This window comes from Nocardia sp. NBC_01327, assembly GCF_035958815.1.
In the GTDB taxonomy this organism is placed as follows: Bacteria; Actinomycetota; Actinomycetes; order Mycobacteriales; family Mycobacteriaceae; genus Nocardia.
Genome location: NZ_CP108384.1, coordinates 220,080 through 245,299, shown reverse-complemented (window position 1 = coordinate 245,299; position 25,220 = coordinate 220,080). Strand labels below are relative to the sequence as shown.

General features: G+C 63.6%; 19 protein-coding genes and 1 pseudogene. 12 read left to right on the top strand and 8 right to left on the bottom strand.

Annotated features, from left to right (window positions below; all coding sequences use genetic code 11):
- Window positions 1-5 precede the first annotated feature (5 nt).
- The 6 genes and pseudogenes from OG326_RS42725 to OG326_RS42700 form a co-directional block, all read right to left on the bottom strand.
- Window positions 6-260 carry a hypothetical protein gene (locus OG326_RS42725; protein ID WP_327146869.1) on the bottom strand — a complete coding sequence of 85 codons (255 nt, stop codon included), beginning with the start codon at window positions 258-260 and terminating at the stop codon, window positions 6-8.
- A gap of 28 nt (window positions 261-288) precedes the next feature.
- Window positions 289-3,519 carry an FHA domain-containing protein gene (locus tag OG326_RS42720; RefSeq protein WP_327146868.1) on the bottom strand — a complete coding sequence of 1,077 codons (3,231 nt, stop codon included), beginning with the start codon at window positions 3,517-3,519 and terminating at the stop codon, window positions 289-291.
- A gap of 213 nt (window positions 3,520-3,732) precedes the next feature.
- A pseudogene (locus tag OG326_RS43145) lies at window positions 3,733-4,086 on the bottom strand (WXG100-like domain-containing protein); the annotation flags it as partial.
- 37 nt (window positions 4,087-4,123) lie between these two features.
- Entirely contained in the window at window positions 4,124-4,966 is an 843-nt protein-coding gene (locus OG326_RS42710; RefSeq protein WP_327146866.1) for a hypothetical protein, read from the bottom strand.
- A gap of 1,113 nt (window positions 4,967-6,079) precedes the next feature.
- Window positions 6,080-7,783 (bottom strand): thiamine pyrophosphate-binding protein, encoded by a 1,704-nt coding sequence (locus OG326_RS42705; protein ID WP_327146865.1) that lies wholly within the window; start codon window positions 7,781-7,783, stop codon window positions 6,080-6,082.
- A gap of 57 nt (window positions 7,784-7,840) precedes the next feature.
- Complete coding sequence (locus tag OG326_RS42700; RefSeq protein WP_327146864.1) at window positions 7,841-8,485, bottom strand: SRPBCC family protein; 645 nt, start codon at window positions 8,483-8,485, stop codon at window positions 7,841-7,843.
- Between the two features lie 217 nt (window positions 8,486-8,702).
- Here OG326_RS42700 and OG326_RS42695 point away from each other — a divergent pair, with 217 nt between their 5' ends.
- From OG326_RS42695 to OG326_RS42655, 9 genes are all read left to right on the top strand, one after another.
- On the top strand, window positions 8,703-9,335 hold the full coding sequence (locus OG326_RS42695) for a hemerythrin domain-containing protein (RefSeq protein ID WP_327146863.1): 633 nt from the start codon (window positions 8,703-8,705) through the stop codon (window positions 9,333-9,335).
- Between the two features lie 39 nt (window positions 9,336-9,374).
- Window positions 9,375-11,951: a sensor histidine kinase gene (locus OG326_RS42690; protein WP_327146862.1), complete on the top strand. Its 2,577-nt coding sequence runs from the start codon at window positions 9,375-9,377 to the stop codon at window positions 11,949-11,951.
- Window positions 11,944-12,348: a roadblock/LC7 domain-containing protein gene (locus OG326_RS42685; RefSeq protein ID WP_327146861.1), complete on the top strand. Its 405-nt coding sequence runs from the start codon at window positions 11,944-11,946 to the stop codon at window positions 12,346-12,348. Before OG326_RS42690 ends, OG326_RS42685 begins: the two co-directional genes overlap by 8 nt.
- A gap of 99 nt (window positions 12,349-12,447) precedes the next feature.
- Window positions 12,448-12,750: a DUF742 domain-containing protein gene (locus OG326_RS42680; RefSeq protein ID WP_327146860.1), complete on the top strand. Its 303-nt coding sequence runs from the start codon at window positions 12,448-12,450 to the stop codon at window positions 12,748-12,750.
- Window positions 12,731-13,369 carry a GTP-binding protein gene (locus OG326_RS42675; RefSeq protein WP_327146859.1) on the top strand — a complete coding sequence of 213 codons (639 nt, stop codon included), beginning with the start codon at window positions 12,731-12,733 and terminating at the stop codon, window positions 13,367-13,369. The genes OG326_RS42680 and OG326_RS42675 overlap by 20 nt, the downstream gene beginning before the upstream one ends.
- Window positions 13,366-14,406: a 3-oxoacyl-ACP synthase III family protein gene (locus OG326_RS42670; RefSeq protein ID WP_327146858.1), complete on the top strand. Its 1,041-nt coding sequence runs from the start codon at window positions 13,366-13,368 to the stop codon at window positions 14,404-14,406. Before OG326_RS42675 ends, OG326_RS42670 begins: the two co-directional genes overlap by 4 nt.
- A complete protein-coding gene (locus OG326_RS42665) occupies window positions 14,406-15,464 on the top strand; it encodes a pyridoxal phosphate-dependent aminotransferase (RefSeq protein WP_327146857.1) in 1,059 nt (352 codons plus the stop codon). Before OG326_RS42670 ends, OG326_RS42665 begins: the two co-directional genes overlap by 1 nt.
- Before the next feature lie 193 nt (window positions 15,465-15,657).
- On the top strand, window positions 15,658-17,028 hold the full coding sequence (locus tag OG326_RS42660; protein ID WP_327146856.1) for a tyrosine-type recombinase/integrase: 1,371 nt from the start codon (window positions 15,658-15,660) through the stop codon (window positions 17,026-17,028).
- 2 nt (window positions 17,029-17,030) lie between these two features.
- A complete protein-coding gene (locus OG326_RS42655; RefSeq protein ID WP_327146855.1) occupies window positions 17,031-18,053 on the top strand; it encodes a hypothetical protein in 1,023 nt (340 codons plus the stop codon).
- Window positions 18,054-18,239: 186 nt separating this feature from the next.
- On the opposite strand, the gene OG326_RS42650 is transcribed toward OG326_RS42655, so the two are convergent.
- The gene (locus OG326_RS42650; protein WP_327146854.1) at window positions 18,240-18,665 is read right to left on the bottom strand and encodes an antibiotic biosynthesis monooxygenase family protein; all 426 of its coding nucleotides are present in this window, start codon (window positions 18,663-18,665) and stop codon (window positions 18,240-18,242) included.
- Between the two features lie 193 nt (window positions 18,666-18,858).
- Between OG326_RS42650 and trpB the strand changes: the two genes are divergently transcribed.
- A complete protein-coding gene (gene trpB, locus OG326_RS42645) occupies window positions 18,859-20,097 on the top strand; it encodes a tryptophan synthase subunit beta (protein ID WP_442791108.1) in 1,239 nt (412 codons plus the stop codon).
- Between the two features lie 355 nt (window positions 20,098-20,452).
- Here the strand turns inward: trpB and OG326_RS42640 are convergent, their stop codons facing one another.
- On the bottom strand, window positions 20,453-21,460 hold the full coding sequence (locus OG326_RS42640; protein ID WP_327146852.1) for an acyl-CoA thioesterase: 1,008 nt from the start codon (window positions 21,458-21,460) through the stop codon (window positions 20,453-20,455).
- A 539-nt stretch (window positions 21,461-21,999) separates the two neighbouring features.
- Here OG326_RS42640 and OG326_RS42635 point away from each other — a divergent pair.
- Window positions 22,000-23,373, top strand: coding sequence for a serine hydrolase domain-containing protein (locus OG326_RS42635; RefSeq protein ID WP_327146851.1), 1,374 nt, complete (start codon window positions 22,000-22,002; stop codon window positions 23,371-23,373).
- Between the two features lie 531 nt (window positions 23,374-23,904).
- Window positions 23,905-25,185, top strand: coding sequence for an FAD-dependent monooxygenase (locus tag OG326_RS42630; protein ID WP_327146850.1), 1,281 nt, complete (start codon window positions 23,905-23,907; stop codon window positions 25,183-25,185).
- The last annotated feature ends 35 nt before the right edge of the window (window positions 25,186-25,220 follow it).

Genomic DNA, 25,220 nt, shown 5'->3' with positions numbered 1-25,220 from the left:
TCTGGTCAGTCGTCGTCGGTCAACAGTGCCAGTGCTTCGCCACGATGCGACGGCATCATCACGGCCAGCTGTTCACGTAGCTCTCGCGGCCACCTCGGATTCGCAATCTGTGCGAACAGCCAAGCTGGGTCCCGGTTGTCCATCCGGAAGATGGCGAGTATGAGCACATCATCCCGGAAGATGATGGGATCTCGTTCCGGCGTGATATGTCCAGAGAGAAAATCAATTGCCAAGTCGCGATCCTCCTGGAAATAGTCCACAATTTCTTCCCTTTCTTTATAATTTCGCTCATAGTCGTTCCGTATTGCGATGGGGCCGCAAAGAATCGATGCCGTTTCGATCGAATCCACGAAGTACTGCGTCTTGGAATTCGGCGAAACTCTGAGCCGAGTGGAGTTGTTCGGAGATTATGCCCGATCGGACCGATCCGAAGCTCACTCGCCCCATGCTCTCTTCGGGTTCGGCTCCGACAGAAATACCCGGTGCAGCCTGATTGGTCATTGCAGGGACCGGCCATTCGAACGAGTCGGGATTTCGTTGCTGGTAATCTTTCAGCCAATCGACTACACGTCCCGCCGATTCGATGTCGCTCACATAGATGACCACGCCGTCCGCTCGCATGCTGGTCGGACCAGAAATCTTGGCCAAGCTGACGCCGGGAAATCGGTCAGAATCCTGCACGATTTGATGAACGATGCCCTTCATCAAATCCGGAGCCGCCATTTGGTGTGCGTTTACGTAGACGCGATATCGGATGTCGATCTGACTATCGCCTTCTCGGGAATAGCGAACGAATTTTAAATCATCCGGATCGATAGTCAGATAGTTATCGGGCGTAAGCAGTATGTACCCCGAGCTGTGCTGTGCAAGCGCTCCGCGCGGATATCCGTCAGCGCGTTCTGGAATCATGTCTACCAGATCCTTGATATATCCCGTCGGGTCCGGTACCGATCCTCGCACGGTACCGCTGTATGCGTCATAGATCTTGAGCTTCGGATCACTGCGCCGGTTCCAGATATCGGCGAGGAAAGAATCCAGATTCTCCCTGGACAGCGCCGGCGGTTCCACTCCATTGCTGCGATAGGAATGTTCGCGAACCGCCATCAGATTGTCGAAGCTGGTATCTGGCCGTAGATTCTCATGCAAGTTGTCGAGCGTTCGGGGCTGGTCGAATACCGATGGGAAGTCGGCGACCGCACGTGCTGCGACGTCCGGATGCAGTGGCGGCGCAGGGATTTCGTCCACTGCCGGACCAACGACCGCGGGATGCCCGCCCCGGTCGGGCTCCGCAACCGGGTCTGAAGGTGTCGGGCGCTCAGGTTCCAGTCGTACCCCGGCTTCCAGCCCCTGCCCGAACTTCACTCGATCGCCATTATCGAGGAACACCTTCTCTCCCGGCTCGATCCTTCGATCGCTGACCCAGGCCCCGTTGGTGGAGGCATCGTCCCGAATCCAGATCCGCCGCTGACGGTCCATGCCGATCGTGGCATGGTTGCGCGAAATCTGCTGGACCAGACCTGGATCGGACGTCAACCCACCCAGGTCGTCCCGTCCGACTCTGATCTCCTCACCGGGCGCCAGCCGAAGCGGCAGCGAACCATCCGGACCGGACAGGCGAAGTACGACCGGCTGCGCCTCAGGGGAGGTGACCGGCCCATCCGGGAGATCAGGGTGTGTGATCTCGACGTTCGTCTCGTAGTCACTGCCGAGCCGCACCCGGTCGCTCTGGTGCAGCGTCGATTCTTCGCCATGGCCGAGTCGCCTGCCGTTGATGAACGTGCCGTTCGACGATCCTTCGTCCCGGACCCACACTCGCCCGCTCTCATCCACGCCGAGGGTCGCGTGACCACGAGACACGGTCGGATACGACGAGAAGTGTTCGGACAGAGGTGAATCGGCACGTCCCAGGCGAACCTCACCGCCACGGGGAATGCGGACCGACGCGTTCCCGAACCGGATCTCGACCTCGCCGCCCTGGTCGCCCGCCGCGCTCGGCCGATCGAAACCGCCACCGCCACCGCCACGAAAGTCATCGCCGCCGCCCCCGGCAGGGCGCCCGCCCGCAGGAGGCTGTCCAGGCGTCCAGGGGCTGGCGTCGGCGGCCACCGGCCGGTGGTGATCCGGCGCCCGCGGGGCGACCATTTCGGGTGCGTGACCCGGGCCGTGCTCGCCCCGACCTCGCTGGAACAATGCTCCTTCGCGTCCCTTCGGAGCGACCTCGCCCGGCCGGTTCGCGCCGCCCGGGCGCCGGAGGTCGCCGACCGGCGACACCTGGCGAAGGCCCCGACGGCCTTGGGCGACGTCCTGGCTACGGCCGTGCTCACCGCCGTGCTCGATGTGCCTGACCAGTTGCGCCGGGGCGACGACAGATTTCCATTCGTTACCGGCGGACGGTGCGGCCTCCTCGGTGATGGCCGGCGGCTTCTCGATTTCGGCCGGCGGCTTCTCCACCGCCGACGCCTGCTCGGGGTGACGCGACGCGGGCTGCGGTTCAGCAGTGACTTGGACGGGAGCAGTCTTGGTGGCTGGGAGCGGCAAGTGCTCCGCGACACCCGGAGCAGGCCGGTCCCGAGTGGCATCAACGGATACCTGGTATCCAGGAGACTCCACCGGATTCTGATCCGGCTTCTGGTACGCGGCCTTCGGCAGTTGGCCCTCGCGCTGGGCCGCCGACTCCGGAGTCGGTGCTGTGCGAGGCGACCAGCTACCGATCTCGGCCGTTTTGGCCGGCCGCTGCACCTGTTCGACCGGACGCCGGGGTACTTCGGACCGGACTGGTTCGACAACGCGAGCTTGGACTTGCGCCGGCGGGCGCTCGGCGTCCGGGGCGCTCCTACCCACGACCGTGTGACTGGTCCGCGCTGCCTCGTCGACGCGGACCGGCCGTATATCGGGTACCGCCGCCTGATGCCGCGGTGTCGTATCAGGCGGCGGCTGCGGCACCGGGTCGTCGACCTTGCCCAGCGACTGCTCCGGCCTGCCGGAGTCTGATGCCGGCTCTACACCGTTTCGGGTGCGGTCGTCCGGCACATGAACATCCCCGTTCCGAACCACCGACGACCCGGGCGGTTCGCCGGATGGCTCGGGCGTCGACTGGGCGCCATTGTGGGGTTCCCGGCCTGTGCGCAGCGCCTCGGAGGCGCCACCCAGCAATCCGCCTCCAATACCGGCCTCGACCCCCTGCATGAGGGTGTCGAGGCCCAGGCCGTGGAACAGATTCACCGACTGGCCGTGCGCTGCGGCGATCGCGTTGCCGGCGATTATTGTGATCGCGCCGCCAACGAGGCCGCCAGCCGCGCCGCCTCCGAGCGCACCGGCCATGCCTGCCCCGAGATGTTGGAAGTATTGGCCGGGCAGGGATCTACGATCGCCGAGGATGTGGCCGAATCCCTGCCCGAGTTTGGCGCCAACGAGGCTGCCGGCGACGCCGCCTCCGGCCCCGGCGAGGGCTGCCTCGCCGACATCGGTCCAGTTGATCCCGTTGCCGTGATGATCGGCATCCATCCACAGATCGGCCACGAGAACCGGCGCGCCACCCCAGACTGCTCCCGAGACAACGGTTTTCGCAATAGTGCGGATGGCCGCCCGCTCCGCGACCGCGGCTGCGGCGTCCTCGGCGACCGCGGTGGCCGCCGCGTCGGCGGCCGCTCGGATCTCCGCCTCTGCGGCCAACCGTTCCACCGGTGCGTCGGCGGCACCCCCGGCGAAGAAGGTCAGGGCGTCCCAGACGAGTTGGGCGGCGAGGATAACCAGGGTGACGATGATCACCTGCTTGGCGTATTCGATCGAGTTCGCGGCATCGTCGCACTGTTTCGCGAGGCTCGTGCACTGGTCGGTCAAGCTGTGCAGATTCGCTGTGTTGGTCTTGCCCAGTTCCGTCAGCGCTGCGGCGGTGTTGCCTGTCGCCACGTCGGCGAGTTCCGAGACCGCCACGACATGCTGATCAGCCAGCTCCGAGCACACCTTCGCAACTTCGCGCAGCGCCGTCGCGCGCCGCCGCAGCGCATCTTCGTCGCCGACCGGGAAAGGCCCCGCCACCAGGCTGACCAATGAGCTTGGCACCTCCGGAGGAATCCGCAGTGTCATCGGCACCACCTAGTGCCGATCGACGATAACTGCACCATTAGTGGGATTCATTCGACGAGTGAGCGCTGTCTGCAGCCTCTAGCAGCACCCGATGCAGGGCTTTCGACTGCGGTTTGGCTGCGTCTCCCATCAACTCGACCTCGGCGAAAGCAGCGGCCACGGCCGCAGCGGGGTTGCCGGATCTCCCCGAGCGCTCGGAGATCGGCATCTCCTGCACGGTCGCACGGGCCCGATGGCCACCGACGGCATCCATGGCATATCCGAGTTCATGTACTACCAGCGCGTAGACAGGCGGTAGTTCGATCGCGACGGGCCATTTCCCGGCTTGCCGTTCCGTCGCGATCCATTCAGCGGCGAGACTACGATCACGGGCGGTGGCCAGGCTCAATACCACGTGCATTCCCGATATGCCGTCACCGGACTCCTCGGTGAAACTGCGGGCCAGCTCATCCTCGGGTAGTTCAGAGATGGCTATTGAGGTCAGAATGAGGACCGGATGCCGGGTGAGCATGTCATCGATCGCCGCAGCGAACTCGGCCACTGCCTGCTCGTCTAGTCCCGGGCTACTGAACCCGAGCACCTCGAGCCCGTATTTTCGCGCCAACTCCCGGGCCAGTTGCATCGACAGAGTGTCCCGAGGACCCCGATCTGGTTGCGCGACATCTTTTTTCGCTGGCTTACGGCCGATCGGCCGGGCTTGCGGTCGCGGCGGGACACCGCGACCGGATTCCTGTGGAGCGGATACTCCGCCCCCCGCCGGACGCAGCCGTGTCCAGGGCGTGGTCAGCGGGCCGGAGTCAGATAGCGCGCGTGTGCCGGCCTCGCGACCGAGATCACGACCGCCGCCGTTTAGCGTCGGAGTGGCGGCGCGCATGCTCACCGACGCTTCCGTGGCCGCATTTTCGACCGATGCCGCAGTTGTCCCGCCGGGTGGTCCCGTATCCGCGGCCCGGATGGAATTCGAGGGCAGCATGGAATTCACAGGCGTATCCGCGCTCGTCGGTGACGATCCCTGCGTGGAGTCGACTCCCGGATTCTCGTCGCCGACGACAACGACAGGGGTAGGAGATTTCGCAACGCCGACGAGCGCCGTCCCCGGATCGGCTCGTGCGGTAAGTTCCGTCGCCCTTGGTACCCGCGAATCAGGCTGGAGCTCGGCATTGTTTGATGGTGTATCGGCGGGAGCGACCGCTGATGGCGGAGCGAGGGTGGCCGACGGCGGGGAGATCGGCTGCACCGCCGCCAGAACCCGGCCCCCCAGCTGATCTTGGTTCTGCAGGGCGTCCAGGAGTCCGAGTAGATTGCCACCCTCGTCGCCGAGGCCTGCGGCAACCTGGTGGAAGTCGCTCACGGTCTGCTGCTCGGCGGACACATACGTGCCTGCAAAAGTCTGGCCGATGCTGTCTTTGCCCCACGGCTGACCGTTCTCGGCGAGTGCGGACTGTAGCTGCTGCGCAGCAGTCGATGCCTCGGCCGCGATCGCAGTGAGCCTGGATGTCAACGCCCGCAGTGGATCCTCGTCTACCCGAAGCGAATCGCCCATAGCGGTCCCCCAGATGTCAGATTTCGCTCAGCTCCGGGGCCGAAGGATGGATCATGCCAACGGTCGTCAGTATGGCTTGCAGAGGTCGACTTACCAGTGCTGGGGATGGACCCCTTGCGGATCCGATCACCCACCGTGTGCCTCCCGGCAGGCAAACCAGCGACAGCCCATGACCGGCACCAGGCACGGTGTAACCCCTGCTGGAAGAAGCGTTTACATGACACTCGATACTCACCGCGGCCGCCGGTCGCGAACTAACGACTCCGCGAGTTTCGGAACCAGGTAGTGCGCCAGCAGGTCTCCATGCTGTGATCAGTCTGCACGCCAATTGTATTGGCGTGCAGACTCATTGGGGGGCGCGTGCCCGCTGGTGATGATCACTCTCGGCAACGGGATCTGGACGTGCTTACATGCAGAATTGCTTGTCGACGGTGTGCAGCGCCCGAGCTTTTAGTGAAAGGGTAACTGTAGCAACGGGTTCAGTAAGTCAAGGGCGGCGAGAAACGGTGTGAACGGGGGCATCTCGTCGGGATCGCAATCGATCGCGATGAATCGGGGGCCGCTCTCGACGGGGCTGGATAGTGCGGCGCGCAATTCATCTGTATCGCGTACCGCGTGGCAGGGCAGTCCGGGGAACATCGCCGCCATTCCTTCGGCGAGCATCGCGCGGTGGAAGCGGTTGCGGTCGTCGTGGTTTTGGCAGTACAGGCGGTCCCGGATCACGCACATGGCGTGCGCGTTGTTATTGAGGATCACGAAGGTGATCGGTAGAGCGTGCTCGATCGCGGTGTGTACTTCCATGCCGTGCATCAAGAATGAGCCGTCGCCGGCGATGACGTAGGTCGGGCGAGGGTTGGCGAACGCCGAGCCGATCGCGGCGCCGAAGCTGTAGCCCATACCGCCCATGCCCAGCGCCAGTCCGAACCTGCCATTTACCGGTAGTTCGAGGTGGTGGACAGCCGCCGCACCCGTATTGCCTGCGTCCGCGAAGACCGCACAGCTCGCGGGCAACAGCTCCGAAATGGTCTCCATCACTTCCCGATAGTGAAGTCCCGGCCCGTTCGCTGCTGGCGGCCGCAACCGCATCGCAGTGACCGGGATTCCGGCGTGGAGAGTGTTCTCGGAAGAGGTTGCATCGCTTCCACCTTCTCGCACTAACGCGGTGAGTTCCGGTAGTGAGACGGCCAGATTCGAGCTGGGCGCGTAGAGGGCGGGCAGGTAGGGCGGCTGCCCGCCGATGGCGGCCAGCGGGATATTGCCGAGCGGAATCTGCGCTGTCGCGGGTAATCGGGTGCCCACTAGCAGGCAAAGGGTGGTCGCCCGTGCGACATCGAGCAGTTCCGGATGACCCATTGTGCCCGCGATTCCGCAGTATCCCGGATCTCGCGGGCCGTAGACGTCCTTGGCGTCCGGTGTCACTCCGACTGCGGCATCCAGGGCGACCGCCAGGTCGCGCAACGCCTCCCGCGCATCGTCTCGCGCGACCTGGTTACCCGCGATCACCAGAGTCTTGCCGGTGGTTCGCGCTGTTTTCAGCGCGGTGCCGACGGCGGCCAAGTCTGCCGGGTCTCCGATCGTGCGCGACGGCAGGTTCCGGCGCACTGTCCGTGTCTTGATGGGGGAGCGCTGTACATCCTTGGGCAGCAAGAGAACCGCCGGTCCACCGCCTAGCGCGGCCTCGACCGCGGTCGCGAACTGCTGTGGCAGGTCCGTCGCATGCTCCACGCGTGCGCAATAGCGTGACACCGTACTGAACAGTGCCGCCGCATCGATGCTGCCTGCCTTGCCGCTGGTGTCCTGGAAGGCGCCTTTGCCTTCTAGATCTCGAGGAGGCTGCCCAATCAGAGCGAGTACCGGTATCTGCGATGCGAACGATTCCGCCAGTCCGGCAACCAGATTCATTGCGCCACCGCCGGATGTCGCGACCACTACGCCCACACCGCCGGTGGCGCGCGCATACCCGTCGGCCATTGTCGCGGCGGAGAACTCGTGTTTGGCCACCACGCCGTGAACTCTCGTGTCGCTGCCTGCGGCGTGGTAGGCCGCGGCATCGTAAACGTCCTCGATATTCGCGCCGTCCACACCGAAAATGTGCCGAACTCCCAGTTCGGCGCATCCCCGCACGAGATATTCGGCCACGCGCCAGTCATTCATACCGACTATCCGATCCCTATGCCACATGAGCGATGCGCACCAACTCAGGTGAGATGGTCAGCTGTCGAGCGGGTGCGGGCCGACGGGTAGTTGATTGGCATGCCGATACTCGAGAATGGCCTTGAGGTTGTCCAGTTCGACGCCGTGGCCCGGTCCGAAGATTCCCCACATGTCACCGACCCACTCGGCGCGGTTCGCTGGCGCTGTTGTGGGATAGGGGTTTTCGCCGTAGTAGGGATGCCGGCAGTTTGTCCACGTGACCACGGAGCCGGGGCGATTGAGCACCAATTCGGCGGGGACCACTCGCATCAAGTAGATCATCCAGAGGTCGTCGCCCTGGTCCCACGCGCAGTGATAGTCGACGGTGAGTGCCTCGGTGTTGGAGACGACCTTCATGAAGATCTTGGTGTCGACGCCGAGTGTATCGACGCCCTGGTAAATATTCGGCAAATCGGTCGGTTCGAAATCGCGTGTGCTGTAGCTCCATTCCGACAGGCTATGAATATTTGCCAGGTAATCGAAGACGTCTCGAGGCGGGCAGTCGATATAGCCGTGGACGGTGCAATAGTTCCGGTAGAAATCTTCGTAGGTGTACTCGCCTTGAAGGACATCGGCACAGCGGGCCATCACCTCGCCCACGCCGATCTGTTCTCCCCGCACCAGACCGGGAATGTCGGAGAGTTTTTTCTCGTCGATCTTCATGGGCCCGAAGCTACACCGGCGCCGACGTCGTGGCGGTATTCCCGTTAGTGGGAAGGTCCTGCGGTCGTCGCTGGAGGGGATGGATTAGTGTCGCGCACAACGACAATCGCGCGGAGCACGCATATCGGAGTCTCGAAATATCGGATTACTGAATGTAATTCGGCAAGCGTCGAAGCGAGAGTTTGTCGGCAATACCCGAACTCCTCAGGAGCTGTTAATGAGTCCGTCATTTTCCGGCTTGCCCAGCGGCCATCAGACAATGCTGTTGGCCCACCGCGCGATGGTCAACGATCTTCCCCGGATCGCCGGGGCTGCTTCGCGTTTGGCGGAGTCTCCGAACACGGCGCGTGCCGCCGCGCTCAGCGGTTACATCGACCGGGTGCACACGCTGATCGTTCACCATCATGGGGGCGAAGACGGGTTCCTGTGGCCGCGACTGCGCAGCCTCGGTGCCGACGAGAGCGCGATTGTGCTGCTGACCGGCGAACATGAAGAGCTGGATAAGTTTTTGGCCGACTGGAGCCGAGTGGCGCGGGAGCTCGGTACCGATGGCGGCGTGGCGGCGGAGTTGGCGCGAATAACGACGGATGTGCACGCGCGGATCGTCGCCCATACCGAGGACGAGGAGTCGGAGTTGCTGGCTCGGCTTGCTCCGGTTCTCGACGATGCGGTGTGGAAAGGCTTCGAAACCCACATGCGCAAAACGGCGCCGCTCTGGACGCTGCGGTTTATGCCTGCTTGGCTCCTATCGGTGGCAGCGCCGGACGAACTGGGCGGAGTGCCGGCGCTGCCGATTGCGCGACTCTTCCGTGGGTGGCTCGCGCGCGCACAGCGAGCGGCACTGGGTTGAGCCGTTGGGATTACCGAATCGAGCAGTGCCTCAATACAATTGGAAATAGAAGATTTGCGGTTAGATATGCATAAGATTCTTCGTGCGTTCAAGGTCAACCGAAGCGTGCGATTCCGCGTTCTATCGATAGCGCTCATACCTAGTTTGTCCCTGCTGATAGTCGGCGGCGTGACGGCGGATTACTTTCTGCGCCAGTCGGAATCGATCCGGGATTGGTCCGCCGCAATCAACAAAACCGCGGGACCGGCGCTGGAGTTCGTACAGGCGGTGCAACAGGAGCGCCGCACCAGCATGCTGGTGCTGGCCGGCGATACCTCTGGCGCGGCGAACCTCCCGCCCGAACGGGCTCGGCTCGATGCCGCCGTTCCCACGATGATGGCTGCGGGCAACGACCTGATCAAACTGTTCCACGGCTCGATCGGTGATGCCGTGACGCAAATGCAGGCAACGTTCGGGCAACTACCAATTATTCGCCAGCGGATCGATCTGGGGGCAGCCCAGAGCGATGAGGTCTATGACTACTACGACAAGGTCATTCAAACGGTGATCGTCGCGGGCCGGCTTGCCGCGCGTACGGCCACGGTGCCGGAGGCCGCCAATGAGCAGGACACCGAGGTCGGTCTGTTCGAGAGCGCTGAAGCGATGTCCCGCAGTTCCACATTGGCTGCGGCTGCGGCGATCAAGGGCGGATTTACTCCCTCGCAGCAGGAGGAGTACAGCAAGCTTGTGGGGTTTTACCACAACGAACTCGACAACCGGGTCAGTGAGCTGACCCCGGACGAGATGGCCAGCTACAGCGCGCTGGTGTCGAGTTCGTCGTGGCGGCAGATGGGGACTCTCGAAAAGAGCCTGCTTCAGCGGACAGTCGCGGTGGTAGCTCCACCCGCCGGTACCTCCGATACGGGATCCTCGTCGTCCGGGTCTTCCGCTTCGGGCGGTTCTACGTCGGGGACTTCCCCGCAGGGGTCCACCACCTCGGGAACATCGTCGAATGGCGGCACCACCGTAAATGGCAACTCCGCCAATACCGTGAACAGTTCGCCGGCTGCGGTGTCTCCGTCGATAGCACCCCTGGTCGGGTGGACAGACGCGGCCGAACAGGTAAGTTCCGCGCTGGTCGGAATCTGGAGCTCCCACCTGCGCTACGCAGGCGAGGTGGCCGATCGGGTAGGCGGCAGGCTGGCCCACAGATCCGTCGTGGGTGGTGCGGCGGCCTTGTCATTGTCTTTGATCGCCTTCATGGCTGCGGTGTTGTTGTCCCAGCGGCTGATAGGGCGACTGCGCCGGTTGCGGGCCGAAACCCTTGCGGTGAGCGAGAAGCGGCTGCCCAATATTTTGGAACAGCTCAGGCGCGCCGAAACGATCGACCTGGACCTGGAAATGCCCAAGCTCGACTTCGGTCGTGATGAGATCGGCCAAGTCGCCGATGCGTTCAATCAAGCGCAGCTGGCAGCCACCACCGCCGCGGTGAACGAGGCGCAGACCAGGCAGGGCGTGCAGTCGGTCTTCGTCAATATCGCGCGCCGGAGCCAGGCGACGATGCACCAGTTGCTCGGGCAGTTGGAAAAGGCCGAGCATCGCCACGATGATCCGGACACGCTGAAGATGCTGTTCGAGTTCGACAATCTGGCGACCAGGGCGCGGCGTAATGCCGAGAATCTGGTGATCTTGGGTGGGGAACGGCCTGGTAGGCAGTGGCGCAACCCGGTGCCACTGCACGATCTGGTGCGCAGCGCGGTCACCGAGACCGAGCACTATTCCAGGATCCACACCGTCCGACTGCCCAACGTGCCCGTGGTCGGCGCGGTCGTGGCCGACCTCATCCATCTCATTGCCGAGCTGATCGACAATGCCGCCACCTTCTCCCCGCCGCAGACCCGTGTAGAGATCTCGGGCGAGTTGGGCGGGGCAGGTCTGATCATCGAGATCTCCGACCTGGGCATCGGTTTGAGCAGAGTCGAGATGGCGCGGATCAACGACATGCTGAGCGACCCACCGGACTTCAATATCGCGACGCTCTCGAGCGATCCGCGGCTGGGTCTGTTTGTGGTGGGGCAGCTGGCCAAGCGTCATCAGGTCGCGGTGCGACTGACCGAGTCCGATTACGGCGGTATCCGCAGTGTCGTGCGGCTGCCTTTCGAGCTGGTCGTCGTGGACCAATCCGTCGAGCCGGCGCCGCCGAACGAATTCATGGCGGACCTCGGCGAACTGCGGCGGGGGGCGCAGGAATTCATTCGAGAGCCCCAGTTGGCGGAGTTGATCGCGCCGAGCCAACCGGTGGCGCGCGAGCCGCAACCGGTCGCCGAGGCCGACATGTTCCGCAATCGGACCATGGCCGAGGTGCGGGGCGAGAGCTCCGGCCCCGCCCAGTACGCGTCGTTCGACGATGGCCCTGTGCTGCCGCAGCGCAAGCGGCAGCCTGTCGCGCCGGCAGTGGCGCCTATGCCCGAGGACCACCCCAGTGTTCGCATACAGCGCGACAGGCCGTCGGGGCAGGGGCGGCCCACCGATCTGTGGACCGCCCTGCAGGCCGGAACGAAGCTCGGTCGCTCGGGCGTGCCCGTCGGGTCGCCGGGTGAGCCCTTGTCCGACAACGAAAGACAGTGGAATGACTGAACAGCACGGCAAGTTCAATTGGATCCTGGATGATTTGACCGGCCGGCTCAAGGGTGTTCGCTATGTTGTGATGCTGTCCAATGACGGATTGATGCTCGGACACTGCGCCCAGATTTCCAGGGATGACGGCGAGCGCTTCAGCGCGATGGCGTCGGCGCTGCACAGTCTCGGGGCCAGCGCGGGACGCCAATTCGCTTCGGGCTCACTGCAACAGGTCATGGTCGAACTCGACGAAGCGATGCTGTTCGTCACCGCGGCCGGTGCGAATGCCTGTCTGGCCGTTCTCGGTGAGGCCAACGCGGATTGGGGTTCGGTGGCGCACGAGATGAATCTGACCGTTCAGCGCATGGGAACTTGGCTTTCCGCGCCCTCGCGTCATAGCAACCAAGCTCAATGATCGAACGAAGACATGGATCGGGAACGGGACTTCTGGTACGACGAGGCGGCCGGTCCTCTGGTCCGCTTGTATGGCGTGACTCGCGGACGGACCCGAGATGTGACGCCCGAGCTGACCATGATCACCATCGTCGTTGCGGTCGGCGGTACTGCGGATACTCGGCTGCATCGAATGGATCCCGAGTACCAGCAGATCGTCGAAATCGCGCAGAACCCGCGGGCGATCGCGGAAATCTCGGCACGACTTGGGCTTCCGGTTCGGGTGACCAGGATTCTGATCGGCGACCTGATCGCGGACGGCTATCTGAGCATCAGCTCGAGGCAGTCCCGCCACGCTGCCGACGACAAGAACGAAGCCGCCGAATTGTTAAGGGCGATACGTGATGGCCTTCTCAAGCTTTGACATGGTGCAACCGTCGAAAATCACTTCGGCGAAGATCCTGATAGCGGGAGGATTCGGTGTCGGCAAGACCACCATGGTCGGAGCTGTCAGTGAGATCGCGCCGCTGTCCACCGAGGAGTTGATCAGCGCCGAAAGCGAAGGCGTCGATGATCTTTCGGGTGTGGAGTCGAAGGTGACCACCACCGTCGCACTCGATTTCGGACGCATTACGGTCAACCCGAGTCTGATCCTCTACCTGTTCGGCACGCCGGGACAGGAACGGTTCCGGTTCTTCTGGGATGAACTCGCCGCCGGCGCGCTCGGCGCGGTTGTCCTGGCTGACATCCGCCGCTTGGATGATTCGTTCGCCACGATCGACTTCTTCGAAAGCCGGCGGCTGCCATTCGTGGTCGGGGTCAACTACTTCGACGGCGCGCACCGTTATCGCCTCTCCGACCTGCGAGCCGCCCTCGATCTCGAGGACCAGGTGCCCATGCGGTATTGCGACGCACGCAGCCGCGACTCCTGCAAGCAGCTGCTGGTCGGTCTGACCGAACACCTGCTCACCCGGCTCGAAAGCGTTCCGGACCAGCCGATTTCAGGAACGCCGGCATCGCCGGCGATTCGATTGGACAGATGATCGACATGACCGTCACCGTGAGTTTGGCCGATGTTTCCAGCTATCGGCCTGGAAATCCTGTCTCGGCTGAGTATTTCGCTCAGTTCCATGACGACGCGGGGTCCGCGTTGTCTGCCATGTTCAATCCGCCGCGTTTCCGACATCATGTCGGCGTGGGCGAAACCCCGGCCGATATGGCCTTTCGGGCAATCGCGCCGATGCTGGTTCGCCACGGGCCGGAGCTGTTGGACGAGGTGGATGTCCTTGTGGTGCATACGCAGCTGCCTGAAACCTGGTTCGTTGGCAATGGTGGCGAGATCGCCGCCCAGTTCGGCATCGTGCCGGAATGGCTGATCGACCTCGCTAATGGCGGCTGCGCCAGCTTCATCCATGGGATCAAGCTGGCCCGGGAGATTTTGCAGAACACCAAGGCAAGAAGCGCGCTGGTCGTCAATGTGACGAATACGGCCGGACAGGTGTTCGCCCAAAAAGGGGTGCGTTCCATGGCGCAGGCGGCGATCCCCGGCGACGGCGCGGGCATCGCGTGGCTCACCAAATCGGATCAGTCTCCGATACTCGATATCGAGACGCGGCACCTGCCCCAATTCGCGGGTGAGATGACCTCGGTGGCCACTCCGCCGCGCCGGTACTGGGAGGCGGGTCCGGGCGAGCATCACATTGGATTCACCGAGTCGAACGTCGTCAAGGTGCTGGACCGCGGCAATCGGATCGTCCCGGAAGTTGCTCGGGCGGTCTGTGAGCGGATTGCGGTGCCGCCGAGCGAACTTGACCTGTTGGTGACCAATCAACCCAACCGCACGTTTCTCCGGAACTGGCGTGAGGAGTTGGCACTACCTGCCGAGCGGCACCCGGACACCTTCGAAGAGTGCGGCAATCTCTTCGGCACCGCCATGCCGATGACTTTCGACCATGCCGTGACCTCGGGGCTGGTGCGGGACGGCGACGTGGTCATGTTCGCGGGGTTCGCCCACGCGGGAGATTTCGCCGCCGCGGCTGCGGTGCGCTGGGGTGGACGGCACTCCGCGGGGGGTGCGTGATGCTGACCGCGCTCGAATGCGCGCGATACCCACTGGCACTCAATGAAAATCCGTATGGCCCTTTGCCGTCGGTCCGTCGCGCCTTGGAACTGGCGCTGGCTTCGACGAACCGCTACCCGGAATTTCTTCCCTATCGGTTGCCGCGGCTTATCGCGGCCCGGATCGGCTGTTCGCCCGCGCAGATCATTGTCGGCGCCGGAGCCACCGGCGTCATCATGCACATACTGCAGGCGTTCGCCGCGCCCAGCGGTGCGCGAGTGGTCATGGCGGAGCCGACATTCGACGGCTACCCGCTCCTGACCGAGACAGTCGGTGGCCGTCCGGTCATGGTGCCGCTGACTGCGGACGGAGCGCAAGATTTGGCCGCGATGGCGGCAGCGGTCGACGAGCAGACTGCGGTGGTCGTGCTGTGTAATCCGCACAACCCGACCGGCACCCGGCTGCACTATGGAAAACTGGGCGAATTTCTCGACCGGATCGACACCCGGATCGCGGTGATACTCGACGAGGCCTACATCGAGTTCGTGCCATCCAATCAGCGCATCGATACCCAGACGTTGCTAGCGGCATATCCGAATGTCATTGTGGTGCGCACTTTTTCGAAGGCGTTCGGCTTGGCGGGCCTGCGCATCGGGTATGCCGTCGCCGACCCCCAGACCGCCGCCCGGATTGCCCACTGGCAGGTGCCTTTCGGCATGAACATTCTTGCCGAAGTCGGCGTTCGGGCGTGCTACACGGCCGAGAATGAGCTGAATGAACGCATTCACGCGATAACGAACGAACGCGATCGGCTCTCGGTCGCCCTGCGCCGGCTCGGCTACGCCCTGCCGGACAGTTCCGCGAACCATATCTTTGTTCCGCTGAGCGATCCCGTGCTGACTCATCGCATCTCCGAGGCCTTCGCTAGAGCGGGAATTCGAGTGAAACAGTATTCGACTGGTATGCGGATCACGGTCGGTGACCGCGCCGCCAACGAGGCCGTCATCACCAGCCTGGCCGCTGTTCGCGACGAGTCGCTCGGCCTCCTGCCCGAAGACTATGGATACTGTCCGGTGTAGAGGTGCACGTCATGGGCGAATCGCCCTCGAGCAGGGGGACATCCCGGCCTTCCTCGGATTGCTGTCGGCGACTACTGGGAGCCTGACGTCTCTCCTGCGTATCGGGGTTGCCGGTAGGCTCTCGGAAGGCAGTGAAGCAGAGCGACTTCCACCTTCGGCAGCGGGATCGATCAGCAAAGCAAGGAGGGTCGGCGTGGACGGGCGAGATCTCGGTGCCGAAGCGATCATGACCGAACCAGGCGTCTTCATGAACGATCCGGCGATACCGAACGAGCCTGACCAGCGGTCCGGCAGATCACGTCAGTGGCCCTCGCCGGCTAGGCGGACCCGCACCGGTGTCACTTTGCAGGCGGTGGACGAGAGCGTGCCCGAGCATCGGGCGGCCCCGGAAGATGCTCTGATCGCCGAAGATCTAGCGGCCGCGGAGGCCTCCAATACCCGTCGCGCCTATGTCTCGGGCTGGCGGCGGTTCGACAACTGGTGCGTCGAACGCGACTATGCGGCCTTGCCTGCCGCGCCCCGCACGGTGGCCCGATACTTCGCCGCCGCGGCCCGTGAGCGCAAGGGTGAAGATTTTCGATACAAGACAAGCACTTTCGGGGTGTGGCTGGCGGCGATCGGAGATCGGCACGCTGCGGCCGGATTCGAGCACCCCGGGCAGGATCCGCTGGTCACACGGACCCTGCGTGGCATCCGCCGGCGTCGTATAGCGGCGGGGGAGACCCCGCGCCAGGCGGCGCCCCTGCTGACGGAACATCTACAGACGATCGTGCAGGTCGTCGGTGATGAGGCGCGGGGGTGGAAGCAACAGCTCACCGCTCGCCGGGATATCGCCCTGCTGGTGCTGGGTTTCACTGGAGCGCTGCGGCGAGAAGAGTTGGCGCAGCGCGAGATTCGAGACTTCTCTCCGGCGGGCGATCGTGACGGGGATTGGCTGGCCATCCACCTGCGCGGCTCCAAGGCCAGCCCGGAGGATCCCGAGTATGTGTACGTCCCACGCGGTCGGACCTCGGCGCGCTCGTGCCCCTGGTGCGTACTGCTGCGCTGGATGGCGGTCGTGATTGCCTATGACACCGCGGCAGACGGTGTGAAAAAGCATGCGGTGCAGCAAAATGCGGCTACCCGGCCGCTCGACCTCGCCGAGGCGACCCGAGTTGCCTCCGATGCCGGGATGCTCGCGGTGCAACGACTGCTACGCCGCGAGGGTTCCGACCTCGATACGCATGTCTGCGATCGGCCATGGCCCCGTGCGCCCCGCACCACGGTGGCATTATTCCGGTCACTGAAGAACGGCATGCTGCCGTACGAGGCGCGGCCGCTGACGGGGGAGTCCGTCGAGCGGGTCCTGCGCCGCCGCGCCGCGCAGGCCGGGATCGACCCCGCACTGGTGGCGCAATTCAGTGCACACGCCCTGCGTGCGGGCGCCGCGACCGAGGCTTTCGATCGAGGTGCCAGCCTGGAGGAGGTCATGAACATGACCCGGCATAAGTCGGTGACCACGGTGCGCCGCTACGACCGCAACCCACGCCACAAACGTAATGCGGCCGCGCAACTGGGCCTATAGCCGTGATTGTCTCCGGCGCAACAGAATTCGATGTTGCCGCACTGCAGTCGCCGGCGGGCTTGGCCCCGCGTTACCGCCGCAGCTGGATACTGTTCGCGCGCTGGTGCCTCGCGGCCGAGCGACGCGTGCTGCCCGCGACCGCGATGACAGTGGCTGAATATCTCGAGGACAATCCCGCCGCGAACAGCACGCAACGTGCTCGTCTCGCCGCAATCAACCAGGCGCACAGTATCGCTGGCCTGCCCGCGCCGGGCCGTGCCGTAGTGCTCCGCCAAGCGCTGAACGATCGGTATGCAGAACTCTGCGCCGGGAAGGCCGCGCGCGTGGAGCGTCTCCTGCCGCGAATTCCTGAATGGGGTTGGACCCGTGGGCTAGTGGGTCGCCGCAATGCCGCCCTGCTCGTCCTTGCGGCGTCCGGGTTGTCCTACGTCCGGATCGCGTCGCTGAAGCAAGGCGAGCTGACGTTGTCACGTGACGTAGCGATCGTTGGCCCTGACCTTGCGACAATTACAGCCACGCACGACCCATATCGGTGTCCGGTGGCCGCGCTCGGCCGATGGGCTGCCGTACTGCGCCTGGTGCCGACCCCCGCGGGTCGTGCTGTGCTCGAACATCATCTGACCCATCGCACCCTGCCTGAGGCGGGACTCGATCCGCGTCACACTGATCTGCCACTGTTCACCTCGTTCGATCGGCGCGGCTGGTCCCCAGCTGCCGACTCCGGATGGGGAGACCTGCAGCCGCTCTCGGAGACATCGGTGGCAGCGATCGTCGCCACGCATCTGCGCGGCCAGTTCCCGAAGTATCGCTCAGCCTCGGGCCCTCGCCCACCGGCGAACGAACCTTCGCCTCCGCCCGCGCATTCCGACATCATTCTCGCTGACAACTGGGAGGCTGGTGTCACCGCACGTCTGCGAGATCATCAGCGTCTCAGCGATATCGGCGAAAAGTTCGACGAGATCGACGCCGAAACCGACAGAATCGCCCGCCTCCTCGCCAATGCTCTGGCGATGGCAACGACCTAGTGGCGCACTGCATTACAGCCTCAACGAGGTCGATATCGACACGGTTCTGCAGGCAGTCCGCGAGGTCGGTTCGGAGATCTGACAATAGGCAGTGATTCGAGCACCTCAGAGCTGAATCACCGAGGGGCAGGTCGGATTTGATCCGACCTGCCCCTCGGCAATGCTGAGATATTTCGAGCGGTACGGTCATCCGGCCGCTCGGGCGTAGTTCAAGATTCCTTCGAATGTGGCGGTTGAGCCCGAGGGTAGATGGTCGCTGTCGATCAGTGAGGCCAGGACCAGGCTGTCCAGCTCGGCGAGATCGGGGGCGCCTGTCACGAGATAGTCGTAGCGCCGGGGTGTTCGCAATCGCCCGAATTTCGCGCGGTCTACGCGAGCGCGATGCGCGGACAGGAAAACCTCGCTGTGCCGCCAGGCCCGGAAGTCGGACATGTCATCCCAGGTTGTGAGTGACACAAAAGTGCACTCCTCGTTCGCGGCTATCAGTTTACGAAGATAGAAATCGTGGAATCCGGAGACATCGTCGAGCGTAGAGAGAACGATGCGGTACTCGTCCTCGATCCAGGCGGCGAGATCGGCTGGGCCGGTGACACAGTTGGCAATGACAAGCATGGTGAGACTTCCTGATCGGCGGCCGGGTGCTCGTCATACTCGAGAACTCATAACCCGTCAGGCAACCTCGCCCTTCCCGTGGATGGGAAGAGTGGTGTCGGGTTATGGCGCATTATTTGCTGGAACCTTGTCCGTCGACTCGGGTGTAGCCCAATTATGAGCTCCAACTCCAGCAGTGAAAGTACGTGCATTGATGGTTGTTCACCACGGCACCACCACGAGTTCATATCGGCATAGAACGCTTCCCGATGAACACGGACGGTTTGGAGAGTTCGGCGGCAGGTATGTGCCCGAGGGGCTCATGGCGGCACTACTGGATCTGGAAGAGGCTTATGAAATTGCCCTCACCGATCACGACTTCATCGAAGAATTGACCGATTTGCTGCGCGAACGGATAGGCCGGCCAACGCTGCTGCACAAAGCGCAGAATTTCGCGGACCTGCTGGCTGTGCCTGATGTGCGGGTCTATCTCAAACGGGAAGATATGGCGCACACCGGAGCTCACAAGATCAATAATGCGCTCGGTCAAGCCTTGCTCGCGCGCCGCATGCGCAAGAGTCGAATCATCGCTGAGACGGGCGCCGGGCAGCACGGGGTGGCGGTAGCGACGGCGTGCGCGATGCTCGGGATGGCATGCACCATTTATATGGGTTCCGACGATATGAGACGACAAGAATCGAACGTCGTTCGAATGAAATTGCTTGGCGCAGAGGTACGTTCGGTGAGTACTGGCGGTGGCAGACTCAAAAGCGCTATCAGTGAGGCGGTTCGGGACTGGGTCACGAACGTGGACACCACCTACTATCTGTTCGGGACGGCGGCAGGCCCGTCACCGTATCCGGCGATGGTGCGGGACTTTCAAACGGTGATCGGCAGAGAGACCAGGACCCAGATCCTGGCATCCGAAGGACGTCTACCGGACTGCGTTATCGCCTGCGTCGGCGGCGGAAGCAATGCGATAGGCATGTTCCACCCGTTCCTGAACGACCCCGAGGTCCGTTTGATCGGCGTCGAAGCCGCAGGCCGGGGCATGGCCACCGGTGATCACGCCGCGACCCTTGCCGCGGGAAGCCCGGGCGAAATGGACGGGGCTTATAGCTACGTACTACAGGACGAGGATGGGCAGATCGCTGGCACCCACAGCATCGCGGCGGGCCTCGACTACCCGGGCGTAGGTCCAGAACTCAGCTACCTCAAAGACAGCGGTCGCGTAATCTACCGCGCCGCAACCGATACGGTCGCCTTGCGCGGAATGCGAGCTCTGAGCCGCAGTGAAGGCATCATCGCCGCTCTCGAATGCGCGCACGCCGTCGGCTACCTCCTGGACCAGGCACACCACGGTGATCTGCCTGTCGGCGCACTGATCGTCGTGTGCATCTCCGGCCGCGGAGACAAGGACTTGGCCATCGCAGCGGATCTGCTCGATTCCTAGCGGCGGTGTCGACGATTGCGTGCCGGTCCACGACGAGCCGCCGACACTCAGATCGAACTTATTTATCGGGTAGGCGCCCTCCTCGCTCGGCGGCGAAATTGGTTGCGACCGAATGTCCGGAGCAGCGGTTGGCCGAGGCGATCACCCATTCCGGTAGGAGATCGCGAAACGCGCCGGCCATGGTCTGCACGGCATCGACATCTGTCCGCCCGACGCGCCGCGACGATCCCGTCGACACTGGGCGCTCGGGGCCGGGCAGAGTCAGCCACCGCATCGTTGCCGCCGGGTAGACCGCGACCGCGTATGAGGTGCCTTGTAGGAATCGCCGGTGCTCAACATCGTTAGTCGGAATCCTTTAGATCCGGTTGGCTGGGCGCGGGGAAAGATCCGGTATGCGGAGGTAGCTAGGTTCCGTGTCCGGCGGCATGGCGCTCGAAGGGGTGAAAGGTGCGACCGCTGAACGCAATTCGACGAGGAGGCGCGCGTGTTCGTCGAGTGCGCGGTCTTCATCGGACAGCGGCTCCCAGGGTCGGATCGCCTGCGCTTTTCCGTCGGTGGCGAGCGCCACCACCACCGCGAGTCCGTGCGCTGAGAGCGCGGGCTGATCGGAGTGTGTGTCGGTGGAAGTCACGTGCACGCTCATGTGCATGCTGCGCGGGCCGGTATAGATCAGCCGTGCGGTCACCTCGACCACATGACCGATGACGATCGGCCGATAGAAGCGGATTCCACCGAAATAGGAAGTGATGACATGCTGTCCGGCCCAGGCGGCTCCACAGACGTACGCGGCTTCGTCGATCCATTGCATGGTCCGACCCCCGTGTACCCGTCCGCCCCAATTGATATCCGACGGCGCGGCCAAGAAGCGCAGGGTGGCGCTCGGTGCGGTGCCCGCGGTCGTGTAATGCTGTGCGGCCATTGCTTCCTCGATGTGCCGGCGCACCGAAATCCGTGCCCGTGCTTGCCGGTTTCGCTGCTGCTCGAGGATGGTCGCCGGAATCCATTGCGGGACTTCGACGGAGCGGCGTTCGTCGTCCATCGCGACGAAAATCATCAGGCACTGGGACGTCTGGACAGGTTTCACCCGTGTCGGGTCTGTCGAGTAGACGGTGACCAAGATATGCATGCTGGTGCGGCCGGTGTGCACCAGGTTCGCGTGCAGCTCGACCAGTTCACCGACAGCGATCGGCCGATCGAGGTGGATATTGCCGACATACGCGGTAACGCAGTAGCAGCCGCTCCACTGGGCCGCGGCCGCATAACCGACCTTGTCGATCCACTCCAGGAGCTTGCCGCCGTCAACCAGCCCTGCGATGCCGGAATCATTTGGTTTGACGAGAAATCGATGAACTGAGCTGGTCACTGTTGGATCCGTTCGGGCTGAACCTTTTCGCGTAAGCGCTTCCCCGACTGCGTTGTCTCGTAGGACAGTAGGGTCCGCATCGGGTTACGGGCGAGTAGGGGCTACCTGTCTCGGCAAGACCGCCGAGTGGTCGGATAGCGGGAGCGCATTGCTGAGTTCCCGCCCCCGCCTGTCACCATTCCCGGTGGAAACTGACGTCGTTGCTGGAGTGTCGACCCAATGAGGTTTCCCAGCCCTGGGAAGGATCTCTCCGTCATCTATTGGCGGGGCCGATACCGTTCGCATATGGGGTAACAACAACCTGGACCAGGTGCGCCAAGCCATCGACTCGAGTGTTCAGTGCCCTCTGTCAGTGAAGGCGGCCCGTTCCGACCCTCAGGGTTCCGGCGGATGTAGGCGTCGGTTCAGGTGAAGAATCGTCGCCGTATCAGCGTTCTATCAGCCTGCTGTCTGCCCGGCCAGGCAATGTCATCGACAGCACAACGGACGACGCGGAATTCCTCAGCAGTCGGGGCAACAAGAAGGTTAAGGAAACGAAAATGTCTGAAGTAGCACTGTCGGAGTTCGTCGCGGCGAAGGCAGAAGAATTCGGCCTTCCGGGTGTCGCCGTCGGCGTGTGGGTAGATGGCGCAGAGGTTTTCGCCACCCACGGCGTGACCAGCCTCGAGAACCCGCTTCCGGTCGATCGGGACACCGTTTTCGTGCTCGGCTCGGTGAGTAAGACCTACACGGCCACGGCCCTGATGGGTTTGGTTGCGGAAGGCCGGGTCGAGCTGGACGCCCCTGTGCGTCGCTACATCCCCGAATTCACTCTGCCCGACGAGCAGGCCGCAGCTGACATCACGGTACTGAACCTGCTCAACCACACCGCAGGCATGGACTGGCGGCAAGACGTCAATACCGGCGAAGGCGACGACGCCTTGGCGGCCTACGCCGCCAAAATGGCCGACTTCCAGCTGATCGGCAAACCGGGCGAACGCGCGTCCTACAGCCAGGCCGGGTTCGACCTGGCCGGCCGGATCATCGAAAAGGTCACCGGTCAGACCTTCGAGCAGGCCATCACATCGCTGGTGCTCGAACCGCTCGGGATGACGCACAGCTTCTACTTCCGCGACGACGTCATGACCCGCCGGTTTGCGGTGGGCCACAACCTCGGTGAGGACGGCACTCTCACGGTGGTGCGTCCGTGGAGCCATGCACGCCAAGACAACCCCGGCGGCGGTCTGGCATCCTCGGTCGCCGACCAGTTGCGTTGGGCCCGGTTTCATCTCGGTGACGGGACCAACGAGGACGGCACGCAGGTGATCGGCGCCCACGCGCTGGCGCAGATGAAGCAGCAGACAGTCGAGCTGCGCGCCAGCACATTAGGCGACGGCTTCGGTGTCTGCTGGTTTCTCAAGGAAATCGGTGGCGTCCAGACCATCGGCCACGGCGGCTCGGCCATGGGCCAATTCGCCGATCTGCTCATCGTGCCCGAGCGAAACTTCGCCATCGTCGTCACCTCGAACGCCGGCCCCGACGCAGGCATGGCCTTCAACCGGACCGTGGTCAAGTGGGCCCTCGAGCACTACCTGGACGTCGTCGAGAAGGACCCGGAGCCGCTGCCCTTCGACGAAGCGCGAGCATCTGAAGTCGCCGGAGCCTATGAAAATGACCTCATGACCATCACCATCGGAGCGGTAAATGCCGGGCTCACCATCGAATGCAAGATCAAGCCGGAAGTTCGCGCGGCCGCTGACACCGAGTTGCCCCCGGACATGCCGGTAGCCGATCTCGGCCTGCTGCCCTCCGACGAGTACATCGTCACCAGCGGCGGTCTCCAAGGCCAGCGCGGCTTCTTCAGCCGTAACCCAGACGGCACCATCCTCGGTGCCGACCTAGCCGGCCGCCTCTTCACCAGAGTCTCCGCCTAACCCCCCGAATCAGGCTGTGCGCACTCTCCCTCGCTACAACGACGAAAAGTGCTCTCCGCCAAGCCAACAGCGTGAGGACGGCTGTTCTGTGTGAGCGAAGTCGCCCGACCGCCGGGATCGTCAATCAATCTGACGTCGCGTCTTGGAGCGTCGACCCAATTGGTTTTCCCAGCCCTGGGAAGGATTTCTCCGTCATCGATTGGCGGGGCCGATACCGTTCGCAAAGTGAGTGACGACAACCTGGACCAGGCGCGCCAAGCCATCGACTCGAATATTCAGTGCCCGCTGCCAGAGAGGGTGGCGCGTTCCGAACTTCAGGGTTCCGTCGGATTTGGGCGTTGGTCCAGGTATGGCGTGCTGCTGTTGACGATCGCAGGGACTTGTCCGGATCTTCCAAGTACTGAATGCGTTGGGAACAGCTAATGTTCGGTCACAGTTGGGTGCTTATTCCAACGGCTGGTGAGGAACCGTCGCCATATCGAGACTGCTGTCTGCGGCAGTCGTGGCGACAAGAAGGTTAAGGAAACGAAAATGTCTGAAGTACCACGGTCGGAGTTCGTCGCGGCGAAGGGCAATGGCCCTGATGCGTTGTTCACCAATAAGACGGTTCTCATCTCCGGCGCCAGCGTGGCCGGTCCCGCTCTGGCCTACTGGCTGCAGCGTTACGGCTTCACCGTCACGGTCGTCGAGGAAGCCCCGGCTCTGCGGGAGGGCGGCTACAAGGTCGATATTCGCGGCGCTGCCATGCAGGTCATCGACCGCATGGGTCTGCTGCCGGAGGTCGGGCGCGCTTCCACCGCCATGCGCGGCGGGGACTGGGTCGACGGGTCCGGCAAGACCCTGGCGACCCTGGGCCCGGACCTGATCGGGTTGCGCGGCCCCGGCGATGACGAGGTGCTGCGCGGGGATCTGGCTCGAATCCTGTTCGACGCCACCAAGGGTGAGGTGCAGTACCTGTTCGGTGATTCGATCCTCGACCTGACCGAGGAGGCTGCTGGTGTGACGGTGCGTTTCCGGCATGCCGACCCGCGGGTGTTCGATTTGGTGATCGGTGCGGATGGTATGCATTCTACGGTGCGCCGCAGCATCTTCGGCCCGGAGGAGCAGTTCGCCAAGCACACCGGCATGGCCGCCTGCGTGATCTCGGTGCCCAATTACCTGAACCTCGACCATTGGGAGTTGGTGCACCCGACTCCCGGACAGATCGTGCAGGTGTACAGCACGCAGGAGAATACGGCGAAGGCGCAGTTCATCTTCGGTGCGCCGGAGCAGTTGCCCGAGCGTGGCGATATCGCCGCCCAGCAGCGAGTGGTTGCGGAGGCTTTTGCCGATGCCGGTTGGGAAACGCAGAACCTGCTGCGCTTGATGGCGGAGTCCCCGGATTTCTACTTTGATTCGGTCAGCCAGATTCACCTGGAGCGCTGGTCGAGCGGCCGGGTCGCCCTGGTGGGCGATGCCGCTTACAGCCCGTCCCCGCTGTCGGGTCAGGGCACCAGCATGGCTCTGGTCGGGGCGTATGTCCTTGCCGGAGAGCTGAATGCGGCTAACGGCGACTACACGATCGCTTTCGACGCCTACCAGACCCGCATGAGCGAGTACGTGGATCTGAACCTGACTCTGGGCTGGACCAATGCCAAGCAGATGGTCGCCGCCGACAAGCGTGGCCTCAAGATCCAAACCACGGCCCTGCGTGTCATGCGCCGCCTGCCGTGGAAGGGCATGGCCCTGCGCTCGATCATGAAGCCCCTCAACCACGCCTCGAATGCGATCAAGCTCGAGCAGTACGCCCCCGCCGCCCAAACCGCCGCCTGACCGCACTCGCAAGCCCGCCACAGCAACCGACCCCC